Annotated in this window: 11 protein-coding genes; all 11 read left to right on the forward strand. The window is 70.1% G+C overall.

The window, feature by feature from the left end:
- The first annotated feature begins 6 nt into the window (after positions 1 to 6).
- From JAO84_RS21320 to nuoL, 11 genes are read left to right on the forward strand one after another with little or no spacing between them, the layout of a single operon-like run.
- A complete protein-coding gene (locus JAO84_RS21320; protein ID WP_265863904.1) occupies positions 7 to 561 on the forward strand; it encodes an NADH-quinone oxidoreductase subunit B family protein in 555 nt (184 codons plus the stop codon).
- The gene (locus JAO84_RS21325; RefSeq protein ID WP_370414316.1) at positions 558 to 1,289 is read left to right on the forward strand and encodes an NADH-quinone oxidoreductase subunit C; all 732 of its coding nucleotides are present in this window, start codon (positions 558 to 560) and stop codon (positions 1,287 to 1,289) included. Before JAO84_RS21320 ends, JAO84_RS21325 begins: the two co-directional genes overlap by 4 nt.
- Positions 1,286 to 2,605 carry an NADH-quinone oxidoreductase subunit D gene (locus JAO84_RS21330; protein ID WP_370414317.1) on the forward strand — a complete coding sequence of 440 codons (1,320 nt, stop codon included), beginning with the start codon at positions 1,286 to 1,288 and terminating at the stop codon, positions 2,603 to 2,605. The genes JAO84_RS21325 and JAO84_RS21330 overlap by 4 nt, the downstream gene beginning before the upstream one ends.
- Positions 2,602 to 3,342 (forward strand): NADH-quinone oxidoreductase subunit NuoE, encoded by a 741-nt coding sequence (gene nuoE / locus JAO84_RS21335; protein WP_370414318.1) that lies wholly within the window; start codon positions 2,602 to 2,604, stop codon positions 3,340 to 3,342. Before JAO84_RS21330 ends, nuoE begins: the two co-directional genes overlap by 4 nt.
- A complete protein-coding gene (nuoF, locus tag JAO84_RS21340) occupies positions 3,342 to 4,691 on the forward strand; it encodes an NADH-quinone oxidoreductase subunit NuoF (RefSeq protein ID WP_265863909.1) in 1,350 nt (449 codons plus the stop codon). The genes nuoE and nuoF overlap by 1 nt, the downstream gene beginning before the upstream one ends.
- The gene (locus tag JAO84_RS21345) at positions 4,688 to 7,129 is read left to right on the forward strand and encodes an NADH-quinone oxidoreductase subunit G (protein WP_370414319.1); all 2,442 of its coding nucleotides are present in this window, start codon (positions 4,688 to 4,690) and stop codon (positions 7,127 to 7,129) included. Before nuoF ends, JAO84_RS21345 begins: the two co-directional genes overlap by 4 nt.
- Positions 7,126 to 8,505, forward strand: coding sequence for an NADH-quinone oxidoreductase subunit NuoH (gene nuoH, locus JAO84_RS21350; RefSeq protein ID WP_370414320.1), 1,380 nt, complete (start codon positions 7,126 to 7,128; stop codon positions 8,503 to 8,505). The genes JAO84_RS21345 and nuoH overlap by 4 nt, the downstream gene beginning before the upstream one ends.
- The gene (nuoI, locus tag JAO84_RS21355) at positions 8,480 to 9,076 is read left to right on the forward strand and encodes an NADH-quinone oxidoreductase subunit NuoI (RefSeq protein WP_265864077.1); all 597 of its coding nucleotides are present in this window, start codon (positions 8,480 to 8,482) and stop codon (positions 9,074 to 9,076) included. The genes nuoH and nuoI overlap by 26 nt, the downstream gene beginning before the upstream one ends.
- A complete protein-coding gene (locus tag JAO84_RS21360) occupies positions 9,073 to 9,903 on the forward strand; it encodes an NADH-quinone oxidoreductase subunit J (RefSeq protein ID WP_370414321.1) in 831 nt (276 codons plus the stop codon). Before nuoI ends, JAO84_RS21360 begins: the two co-directional genes overlap by 4 nt.
- Positions 9,900 to 10,199 carry an NADH-quinone oxidoreductase subunit NuoK gene (nuoK, locus tag JAO84_RS21365; protein ID WP_265863913.1) on the forward strand — a complete coding sequence of 100 codons (300 nt, stop codon included), beginning with the start codon at positions 9,900 to 9,902 and terminating at the stop codon, positions 10,197 to 10,199. The genes JAO84_RS21360 and nuoK overlap by 4 nt, the downstream gene beginning before the upstream one ends.
- A 10-nt stretch (positions 10,200 to 10,209) precedes the next feature.
- Positions 10,210 to 12,111 carry an NADH-quinone oxidoreductase subunit L gene (gene nuoL / locus JAO84_RS21370; protein ID WP_370414322.1) on the forward strand — a complete coding sequence of 634 codons (1,902 nt, stop codon included), beginning with the start codon at positions 10,210 to 10,212 and terminating at the stop codon, positions 12,109 to 12,111.
- The last annotated feature ends 4 nt before the right edge of the window (positions 12,112 to 12,115 follow it).

Raw genomic sequence — 12,115 nt, forward strand, 5'->3', positions numbered from 1 at the left:
GTACCCATGGGACTCGAAGAGAAGCTGCCGAGCGGTTTTCTGCTGACGACCGTCGAACAGGCCGCGGGCTGGGTCCGGAAGGCCTCCGTCTTCCCCGCGACCTTCGGCCTCGCCTGCTGTGCCATCGAGATGATGACGACCGGCGCCGGCCGCTACGACCTGGCGCGGTTCGGCATGGAGGTCTTCCGCGGCTCGCCGCGCCAGGCCGATCTGATGATCGTGGCCGGCCGGGTGAGTCAGAAGATGGCGCCCGTCCTGCGGCAGGTCTACGACCAGATGCCGAACCCCAAGTGGGTCATCTCGATGGGCGTTTGCGCCTCGTCGGGCGGAATGTTCAACAATTACGCCATTGTGCAGGGTGTGGACCACATCGTCCCGGTCGACATCTATCTGCCCGGTTGTCCGCCCCGCCCCGAGATGCTGATGGACGCGATCCTCAAGCTCCACCAGAAGATCCAGGGCTCCAAGCTCGGCGTGAACGCGAAGGAAGCGGCCCGCGAGGCGGAGGAGGCGGCGCTCAAGGCGCTGCCGACCATTGAGATGAAGGGTCTGCTCCGGTGAGCGACGAGACACCGAACCCCGAGAAGGAGCTCAGCGCGCAGAACCTGCCGGGCCAGCGCGGGGAGCACGGCGAGGAGGTCCGCGTCCAGCGCGGCATGTTCGGCGCCAACAACGGCGGCGACACCTCCGGCTACGGCGGCCTGGTCCGCTCGATCCGGCTCCCCGGCGAGGCCACCCGCCCGTACGGCGGCTGGTTCGACGAGGTCGCCGACGAGCTGGAGGGCGCCCTGGAGGAGCAGGGCCTGGTCCCCGGGAACGCCATCGAGAAGACCGTCGTCGACCGCGGCGAGCTCACCTTCCACATCGCGCGCGAGCACCTCGTCCGGGTCGCCCGCACCCTGCGCGACGACCCCGCCCTGCGCTTCGAGCTCTGCACGGGCGTCTCCGGGGTCCACTACCTGGGCGACAAGGGACGCGAGCTGCACGCGGTCTACCACCTGCGCTCGCTCACCCACGGCCGGCTGATCCGCCTGGAGGTCTCGGCGCCCGACGCCGAACCGCGCATCCCGTCGCTCGTCGCGGTCTACCCGACCAACGACTGGCACGAGCGCGAGACCTACGACTTCTTCGGCATCGTCTTCGACGGCCACCCCGCCCTCACCCGGATCATGATGCCGGACGACTGGCAGGGCCACCCGCAGCGCAAGGACTACCCCCTCGGCGGCATCGCCGTCGAGTACAAGGGCGCCCAGATCCCGGCTCCGGACCAGCGGAGGTCGTACTCGTGAACACCGCTTCGAACCCCCGCGAAACGACCGAGGGCAGCGTCTACACGGTCACCGGCGGCGACTGGGACGAGGTCGTCCGGTCCGCCGCCAAGGCCGACGACGAGCGCATCGTCGTCAACATGGGCCCCCAGCACCCGTCCACCCACGGCGTGCTCCGGCTCATCCTGGAGATCGACGGCGAGACCGTCACCGAGGCCCGCTGCGGCATCGGCTACCTCCACACCGGCATCGAGAAGAACGCCGAGTTCCGCACCTGGACGCAGGGCACCACCCTCGTCACGCGCATGGACTACCTCACCTCGTTCTACAACGAGACGGCGTACTGCCTCGGCGTGGAGAAGCTGCTCGGCATCACCGACGACATCCCGGACCGGGCGAGCGTCATCCGGGTGCTCCTCATGGAGCTCAACCGGCTCTCCTCGCACCTGGTCGCCATCGCCACCGGCGGCATGGAGCTCGGCGCCACCACGATCATGATCTACGGCTTTCGGGACCGCGAGATGATCCTGGACCTGTACGAGCTGATCACCGGCCTGCGCATGAACCACGCGTTCATCCGCCCCGGCGGCCTCGCCCAGGACCTCCCGCCGGGCGCCGTCGACGCCGTGCGCGAGTTCGTGAAGACCATGAAGAAGAACCTGCCGGAGTACGACAAGCTCGCCACCGGCAACCCCATCTTCAAGGCCCGCATGCAGGACGTCGGCTACCTCGACCTCACCGGCTGCATGGCGCTCGGCGCCACCGGGCCGATCCTGCGCTCCGCGGGCCTCCCGCACGACCTGCGCAAGACCGACCCGTACTGCGGCTACGAGAACTACGACTTCGAGATCCCGACCGCCGACAGCTGCGACGCCTACGGGCGCTTCCTCGTCCGCCTGGAGGAGATGCGCCAGTCGCTGCGGATCGTCGAGCAGTGCCTGGACCGCCTGGCGCCCGGCCCGGTCATGGTCGGCGACAAGAAGATCGCCTGGCCCGCCCAGCTGGCCCTCGGCCCCGACGGCCTCGGCAACTCCCTCGACCACATCAAGAAGATCATGGGCACCTCCATGGAGGCCCTGATCCACCACTTCAAGCTGGTCACCGAGGGCTTCCGGGTTCCGGCCGGGCAGGCGTACGCGGCCGTCGAATCGCCCAAGGGCGAACTCGGCGTCCATGTCGTCTCCGACGGCGGCACGCGTCCGTACCGGGTCCACTTCCGTGATCCGTCGTTCACCAACCTGCAGGCCATGGCCGCGATGTGCGAAGGCGGCCAGGTCGCCGACGTCATCGTCGCCGTCGCCTCCATCGACCCCGTGATGGGAGGCGTCGACCGATGACGGAGAACGTCAGTCTCGGGATGCCCCAGCTGCCCGCCCCCGAGTACCCGGCCGAGGTCCGCGCCCGCCTGGAGGAGGACGCGAAGGCGATCATCGCCCGCTACCCGGGGTCCCGCTCCGCGCTCCTGCCGATGCTGCACCTCGTGCAGTCGGAGGAGGGCCATGTGACCCGTACGGGCATGCGGTTCTGCGCCGACATGCTGGACCTCACCACGGCCGAGGTCACCGCCGTCGCCACCTTCTACACCATGTACCGGCGCAAGCCGTCCGGCGACTACCAGGTCGGCGTCTGCACCAACACGCTCTGCGCGGTCATGGGCGGCGACGCCATCTTCGAGGAGCTCAAGGAGCACCTCGGGGTCGGCAACGACGAGACGACCGAGGACGGCAAGGTCACCCTCGAACACATCGAGTGCAACGCGGCCTGCGACTTCGCGCCCGTCGTGATGGTCAACTGGGAGTTCTTCGACAACCAGACGCCCGAGTCCGCCAAGCGGCTCGTCGACGACCTGATCGCCGGGCGGCCCGTCTCGCCCACCCGCGGCGCGCCCCTGTGCACCTTCAAGGAGACCGCCCGCATCCTGGCCGGCTTCCCCGACGAGCGCGAAGGCGCCGTCGAGGCCACCGGCGGCGCCGGACCGGCCTCCCTGGTCGGCCTGCGCCTCGCCAAGGGCGAGGCCCCGCACACCCGAATCGTCCACCCCCGCGGCGAGGCAGCCAGTGAGGAGGGAGAGTGATGACGTTGGCGGCCGAGATCAACAACAGCAGCCCCGAGAAACTGCTCTCACCCGTCCTGTCGGCCTTCTGGGACCAGCCGAACTCCTGGACCCTGGAGACCTACCGCCGGCACGAGGGCTACGAGGGCCTGCGCAAGGCCCTCGCGATGTCGCCCGACGACCTCATCGCGTACGTCAAGGACTCCGGTCTGCGCGGACGCGGCGGCGCCGGCTTCCCGACGGGTATGAAGTGGCAGTTCATCCCGCAGGGCGACGGCAAGCCGCACTACCTCGTCGTCAACGCCGACGAGTCCGAGCCGGGCACCTGCAAGGACATCCCGCTGCTCTTCGCCAACCCGCACTCGCTCATCGAGGGCATCGTGATCGCCTGCTACGCGATCCGCTCCAGCCACGCCTTCATCTATCTGCGCGGCGAGGTCGTCCCCGTACTGCGCCGCCTGCACGAGGCCGTGCGGGAGGCGTACGAGGCGGGCTACCTCGGCAAGAACATCCAGGGCAGCGGCCTGGACGTCGAGCTCACCGTGCACGCGGGCGCCGGCGCGTACATCTGCGGTGAGGAGACCGCGCTGCTCGACTCGCTCGAAGGGCGCCGCGGCCAGCCCCGGCTGCGACCCCCCTTCCCCGCGGTCGCCGGTCTGTACGCGTGCCCCACTGTGGTGAACAACGTCGAATCCATCGCCTCGGTTCCCGCGATCCTGAACCGCGGCAAGGACTGGTTCACCTCGATGGGCAGCGAGAAGTCCCCGGGCTTCACGCTCTACTCGCTCAGCGGCCACGTCGCCTCGCCCGGCCAGTACGAGGCCCCGCTCGGCATCACCCTGCGCCAGCTGCTCGACATGAGCGGCGGGATGCGGCCCGGGCACCGGCTGAAGTTCTGGACCCCGGGCGGCTCGTCCACCCCGATGTTCACCGACGAGCACCTCGACGTCCCGCTCGACTACGAGGGCGTCGGCGCCGCCGGCTCCATGCTCGGCACCAAGGCGCTGCAGTGCTTCGACGAGACCACCTGCGTGGTCCGCGCCGTCACCCGCTGGACCGAGTTCTACGCCCACGAGTCCTGCGGCAAGTGCACGCCCTGCCGCGAAGGCACCTACTGGCTGGTCCAGTTGCTCCGCGACATCGAGGCCGGCAAGGGCGTCATGGCCGACCTCGACAAGCTGAACGACATCGCCGACAACATCAACGGCAAGTCCTTCTGCGCCCTCGGCGACGGCGCCGCCTCGCCGATCTTCTCCTCGCTCAAGTACTTCCGCGAGGAGTACGAGCAGCACATCACGGGCAAGGGCTGCCCCTTCGACCCCGCCAAGTCCACCGCCTGGGCGGACAAGCACCGGGAGGTGAACGCATGACAGACCAGGATGCGGTCACGCTGACCATCGACGGCATCGAGATCTCCGTCCCCAAGGGGACGCTGGTCATCCGGGCCGCCGAGCAGCTCGGCATCGAGATCCCGCGCTTCTGCGACCACCCGCTGCTCGACCCGGCCGGTGCCTGCCGCCAGTGCATCGTCGAGGTCGAGGGCCAGCGCAAGCCGATGGCCTCCTGCACCATCACCTGCACCGACGGCATGGTGGTCAAGTCGCAGCTGACGTCGCCGGTCGCCGAGAAGGCCCAGCATGGGGTGATGGAGCTGCTGCTCATCAACCACCCGCTGGACTGCCCGGTCTGCGACAAGGGCGGCGAGTGCCCGCTGCAGAACCAGGCCATGTCGCACGGACAGGCCGAGACCCGCTTCGAGGGCCAGAAGCGCACCTTCGAGAAGCCGATCCCGCTCTCCCCGCAGGTGCTGCTCGACCGCGAGCGGTGCGTGCTGTGCGCGCGCTGCACCCGCTTCTCCCAGCAGGTCGCCGGCGACCCGATGATCGAGCTGCTCGAGCGCGGCGCGCTCCAGCAGGTCGGCATCGGCAACAGCGACCCCTTCGAGTCGTACTTCTCCGGGAACACCATCCAGATCTGCCCGGTCGGGGCCCTGACGTCGGCGGCGTACCGCTTCCGCTCCCGGCCCTTCGACCTGGTGTCGTCGCCGAGCGTCTGCGAGCACTGCGCGGGCGGCTGCGCGACCCGCACCGACCACCGGCGCGGCAAGGTCATGCGGCGGCTCGCGGCCGAGGACCCCGAGGTCAACGAGGAGTGGATCTGCGACAAGGGGCGGTTCGCGTTCCGGTACGCGCAGCAGCGCGACCGGCTCAGCACGCCGCTGGTCCGCAACCCGGAGACCGGCCGGCTGGAGACCGCGTCCTGGCCCGAGGCCCTGGAGGCCGCCGCGCGCGGGCTCGTCCGCGGGCGCACCGGCGTCCTGAGCGGCGGGCGGCTCACGGTCGAGGACTCCTACGCGTACGCCAAGTTCGCCCGGGTCGCCCTCGACACCAACGACGTCGACTTCCGGGCCCGTGTCCACTCCGGCGAGGAGGCCGACTTCCTGGCCTCCGTCATCGCCGGGCGGGGGCGCGACCTGGACGGGAGCGGGGTCACGTACCGGTCCCTGGAGGCCGCCCCGGCGGTGCTCCTGGTCGGTCTGGAGTCCGAGGAGGAGGCGCCCGGCGTCTTCCTGAAGCTCCGCAAGTCCTGGCGGAAGAAGGGCCAGCGGACCTACGCGGTCGCCTCGCACGCCACCCGCGGCCTGGAGAAGGCCGGCGGCACGCTCCTTCCGGCCGCGCCCGGCACCGAGACCGAGTGGCTCGACGCCCTCACCTCCCGGGTCGGCCTCTCCGAGGACGGCCTGGCCGCCGCCGAGGCGCTGCGCGAGGACGGCGCCGTGATCGCCGTCGGCGAGCGGCTCGCCGGAGTGCCCGGCGCGCTCACCGCAGCCGTACGGGCCGCCACCGCCACCGGCGCCGCGCTGGTGTGGATCCCGCGCCGGGCCGGCGAGCGCGGCGCCGTCGAGGCCGGTGCCATCCCGGCCCTGCTGCCCGGCGGACGGCCCGCGACCGATCCACGCGCGCGTGAGGAGGTCGCCGCCGTCTGGGGCGTACGCGAACTCCCGCACGGCTACGGCCGCGACACCGGCCAGATCGTCGAGGCCGCCGCCACCGGCGAACTCACCGCACTGCTCGTCGGCGGCGTCGACGTCGACGACCTGCCGGACCCGGCACGCGCGCGTGAGGCGCTCGACGCGGCCTTCGTCGTCTCCCTGGAGCTGCGCCCCGGCGCGGTCACCGAGCGGGCCGACGTGGTCCTGCCGGTCGCGGCGGTCGCCGAGAAGCCCGGCACCTTCCTCAACTGGGAGGGCCGCGCCCGCCTCTTCGAGGCCGCGCTCAAGCCCGAGCAGATGACGAGGTCGCTGGCTCCGACCGACGCCCGGGTCCTTCACATGCTGGCCGACGCCATGGACGCCCACCTGGGCCTGCCCGACCTGCGGTCGATCCGGGGCGAGCTGGACCGGCTCGGCGGCTGGACCGGCGAGCGGGCCACCGAGCCCGCCGAGCCCGGCCAGGCCGCCGCCCGCCCCGGCGACGGCGAGGCCGTCCTCGCCGGCCACCGGCTCCTTCTCGACCTCGGCCGGCTCCAGGAGGGCGACGAGGCCCTGGCCGGCACCCGGCACGCCGCCGTCGCCCGGCTCTCCGCCCGGACCGCCGAGGACACCGGCGTCAAGGACGGCGACCAGCTCGAAGTCACCGGCCCGGCCGGCGCGGTGACCTTCCCGCTGGCCGTCACCGAGATGCCCGACCGCGTCGTCTGGCTCCCGCTCAACTCCACGGGCCACGGCATCCTCACCGACACCGGCGCCCGCCCCGGCGACCCGGTCCGCATCGGCCCGGCGGTCACCACGAAGGAGGTGCAGGCGTGACCACGCTGCTCGCCGCTGAAGACCTGTCCCTGTTCGGCACGGACCCCTGGTGGCTCGTCGCGATCAAGGCCGTCTTCTGCTTCGCGTTCCTCATGGTGACCGTGCTCTTCTCCATCGTGTGGGAGCGCAAGGTCGTCGCCTGGATGCAGCTGCGCATCGGCCCCAACCGGCACGGCCCCTGGGGCCTCCTCCAGTCCCTCGCGGACGGCGTCAAGCTGATGCTGAAGGAGGACGTGATCGTCAAGCGGGCCGACAAGGTCGTCTACGTGCTCGCCCCGATCGTCGCGGCCATCCCGGCCTTCATGGCGATCGCGGTGATCCCGTTCGGCCCGGCCGGCAACGAGGTCTCGATCTTCGGCCAGCGCACCACGATGCAGCTCACCGACCTGCCGATCGCGATGCTGTACGTCCTCGCGGTCGCCTCCGTCGGCATCTACGGCATCGTGCTCGCCGGCTGGTCCTCCGGCTCGACCTACCCGCTGCTCGGCGGACTGCGCTCGGCCGCCCAGATGATCTCGTACGAGATCGCCATGGGCGCCGCCTTCGCCTCCGTCTTCCTCTACTCCGGGTCGATGTCGACCTCGGCGATCGTGGAGGCGCAGGCCGACCGCTGGTACATCATCCTGCTGCCGGTCTCCTTCATCATCTACATCGTCACCATGGTGGGCGAGACCAACCGCGCCCCCTTCGACATGCCGGAGTCCGAGGGCGACCTCGTCGGCGGCTTCAACACCGAGTACTCGTCCATCAAGTTCGCGCTGTTCATGCTCGCCGAGTACGTGAACATGGTGACCGTCTCCGCCGTCTCCACCACCCTCTTCCTGGGCGGCTGGCGCGCCCCGTGGCCGATCTCCGGATTCTGGGAGGGCGCCAACCACGGCTGGTGGCCGATGCTCTGGTTCGTCCTCAAGGTCCAGCTGCTGCTGTTCTTCTTCATCTGGCTGCGCGGCACCCTGCCCCGCGTCCGCTACGACCAGCTGATGAAGCTCGGCTGGAAGGTGCTCATCCCGGTCTCGGTGGTCTGGCTGATGCTGGTCGCCACCGTCCGGGCGCTGCGCAACGAGAACTACGGCTTCCAGACGATCGTGCTGTACGTCGCCGGAGCCGTGCTCGCGGTGCTGCTGCTGTCCTTCGTGGCGGACGTGTTCCGCGACCGGAAGGGCAAGGGCGCCAAGGGCGCCGAGGGGCAGGCGCCTTCGGCCGCCGAAGGCCGCGAGTTCGACCCGATGGCGGGCGGCTTCCCCGTGCCGCCCAAGCCAGGACAGTCCCTGCCGCCCGTACCGCGGCGCCGGCCCCGCAGCGAGCGGGAGCTGATTGTCAGTGGTGGCCCCGATACTGCTACCGAGAGTGATGAAAGGGGGACGGACGGTGTCTGATTTCCAGAATCCGGTGGCCGGTTTCGGCGTGACCTTCAAGGCCATGTTCAAGAAGCGGCTGACCGAGCAGTACCCGGAGCAGCAGAAGACGACGGCGCCCCGCTTCCACGGCCGGCACCAGCTCAACCGTCACCCCGACGGTCTGGAGAAGTGCGTCGGCTGCGAGTTGTGCGCCTGGGCCTGCCCGGCCGACGCCATCTACGTGGAGGGCGCGGACAACACCGACGAGGAGCGCTACTCGCCGGGCGAGCGGTACGGGCGGGTGTACCAGATCAACTACGCCCGCTGCATCCTGTGCGGACTCTGCATCGAGGCCTGCCCGACCCGGGCGCTCACGATGACCAACGAGTTCGAGCTGGCCGACTCCTCCCGCGAGAACCTGATCTTCACCAAGGAGCAGCTCCTCGCGGGCCTGGAAGAGGGCATGGTCGACAGCCCGCACGCCATCTACCCCGGCACCGACGAGCAGGACTACTACCGGGGCCTGGTCACCGAGGCCGCGCCCGGGACCGTCCGTCAGGTCGCCGTCTCCAAGGGCGAGAAGGGCGAACCGGAGGAGGTGGACGCATGAGCGCGCTCGCCGCCGCCTACACCACATCCACGGGTGAGGCCTTCCAGTTCTGGGTGCTCGGCACCGTCGCCGTCATCGGCGCGCTGTGCACGATCCTGATGCGCAAGGCCGTCCACTCGGCGCTCAGCCTCGCCGGCACCATGATCGTCCTGGCGGTGTTCTACCTCGCCAACGGCGCCTACTTCCTGGGCATCGTGCAGATCATCGTCTACACCGGCGCGATCATGATGCTGTTCCTCTTCGTGGTCATGCTCGTCGGCGTCACCGCCGCCGACTCCGTGAAGGAGACCATCAAGGGACAGCGCTGGTGGGCCGCCGCCTGCGCCCTCGGCTTCGGCGTCCTGCTGGCCGCCGGCATCGGCCACGCCGGCCTGAAGCAGTTCAACGGGCTCGGCGCGGCCAACGGGGCCTACGGCGGAAACGTCGAGGGCCTCGCCGCCCTCGTCTTCACCAAGTACGTCTTCGCCTTCGAGATCACCGGCGCCCTGCTCATCACCGCCGCCGTCGGCGCGATGGTGCTCACCCACCGCGAGCGCACCGAACGCGCCCGCACCCAGCGCGAGCTGGCCGAGCAGCGGGTCCGGGACGGCAAGCACCTGCCGCCGCTCCCCGCACCCGGCGTCTACGCCCGGCACAACGCGGTGGACATCGCCGGTCTGCTGCCCGACGGCACCCCCGCCGAGCTGACCGTGATCTCCACCCTGCGCAAGCGGGGCCAGATCCGCGACGTGTCCGGCGAGGCCCTCGCCGACCTCAAGGCCCTGGAGCAGCGCTCCGCGGAGCGCCTGGGGCGGAAGGCCCGTGACGGAGAGGAGGCCTCGCGGTGAACCCCGTCAACTACCTGTACCTCGCCGCACTGCTGTTCACCATCGGTGCCACCGGGGTGCTCATCCGGCGCAACGCGATCGTGCTCTTCATGTGCGTCGAGCTGATGCTCAACGCCTGCAACCTCGCGCTCGTGACCTTCTCCCGAATGCACGGCAACCTCGACGGCCAGGTCATCGCCTTCTTCACGATGGTCGTGGCCGCCGCGGAGGTCGTCGTCGGACTCGCGATCATCGTGTCCGTCTTCCGTGCCCGTCACTCGGCCTCGGTCGACGACGCCAGTCTGATGAAGCTGTGAGGGGCTGACCGTGGACAACCTCATCGCGCTGCTCGTCGCGGCGCCCCTGCTCGGAGCGGCCGTCCTGCTGTGCGGCGGACGGCGGCTCGACAAGGCCGGGCACTGGCTCGGCACCCTGCTCGCCGGCGCGTCCTTCGTGATCGGCCTGGTCCTCTTCGCCGACATGCTCTCCAAGAGCGCCGACGACCGGACCCTGTACCAGAACCTGTACACCTGGATCCCCGTCGAGGGCTTCCAGGCGGACATCGCCTTCCAGCTCGACCAGCTCTCGATGACCTTCGTGCTGCTCATCACCGGAGTCGGCACGCTCATCCACCTGTACTCGGTCGGGTACATGGAGCACGACGAGCGCCGGCGCCGCTTCTTCGGCTACCTCAACCTGTTCGTCGCGGCGATGCTGCTGCTCGTCCTCGCCGACAACTACCTGCTGCTCTACTTCGGCTGGGAGGGCGTCGGCCTCGCCTCGTACCTCCTGATCGGCTTCTGGCAGCACAAGCCCAGCGCGGCCACCGCCGCCAAGAAGGCCTTCCTGGTCAACCGGGTCGGCGACATGGGCCTGTCGATCGCGATCATGCTGATGTTCACCACCTTCGGCACCTTCGCCTTCAACCCGGTCCTGCAGGAGGCAGCCGACGGCGCGGCCAGCGAGGGCAAGCTCACCGCCGTCGCGCTGATGCTGCTGCTCGCCGCCTGCGGCAAGTCCGCCCAGGTGCCGCTGCAGTCCTGGCTCGGCGACGCGATGGAGGGCCCGACCCCGGTCTCCGCCCTCATCCACGCCGCGACCATGGTGACCGCCGGTGTCTATCTGATCGTCCGCTCCGCCGACATCTTCAACGCGGCGCCGGACGCCCAGCTCGTCGTCACCGTCGTCGGCGCCGTCACGCTCCTCTTCGGTGCGATCGTCGGTTGCGCGAAGGACGACATCAAGAAGGCACTGGCCGGCTCGACGATGTCGCAGATCGGCTACATGGTCCTGGCGGCCGGCCTCGGCCCCATCGGCTACGCCTTCGCGATCATGCACCTGGTGACCCACGGCTTCTTCAAGGCCGGGCTGTTCCTCGGCGCCGGTTCGGTCATGCACGGCATGAACGACGAGGTCGACATGCGGCACTACGGCGGCCTGCGCAAGTACATGCCGATCACCTTCGCCACCTTCGGCCTCGGCTACCTCGCGATCATCGGCTTCCCCGGCCTGTCCGGCTTCTTCTCCAAGGACAAGATCATCGAGGCGGCCTTCGCCAAGGGCGGCACCGAGGGCTGGATCCTCGGCGCCTGCGCCCTCCTGGGCGCCGCCATCACCGCGTACTACATGACCCGCGTGATGCTGATGACCTTCTTCGGCGAGAAGCGCTGGCAGCCCGACGAGAAGGGCGAGCTGCCGCACCCGCACGAGTCGCCCAAGGTGATGACGATCCCGATGATCCTGCTGGCCGTCGGCTCGGTGTTCGCCGGTGGCATCTTCGGCATCGGCGACCGCTTCGTGAAGTGGCTGGAGCCGGTCACCTCGTTCGAGCACGGGCACCCGCCGATCAGCGCCGGGGCGATCACCGCCGCCACCGTCGTCGTCATGGTCCTCGGCGTCGGACTCGCCTGGCTCCAGTACGGGCGCCGCCCGGTGCCGGTCGTCGCCCCGCGCGGCTCCCTGCTCACCCGGGCCGCCCGCCGCGACCTGCTCCAGGACGACTTCAACCACGTCGTCTTCGTCCGCGGCGGCACCCACCTGACCCGCTCCCTGGTCTATGTCGACCACAGCCTCGTCGACGGCGTGGTCAACGGCACCGCGGCCTCCGTCGGCGGACTCTCCGGCCGGCTGCGCAAACTCCAGAACGGCTACGCCCGGTCCTACGCGGTCTCCATGTTCGGAGGCACGGCCGTGCTCATCGCCGCGACCCTGCTGATGAGGGCGGTGTAACTGT

This window comes from Streptomyces fradiae (genome assembly GCF_041270065.1).
GTDB lineage: Bacteria > Actinomycetota > Actinomycetes > Streptomycetales > Streptomycetaceae > Streptomyces.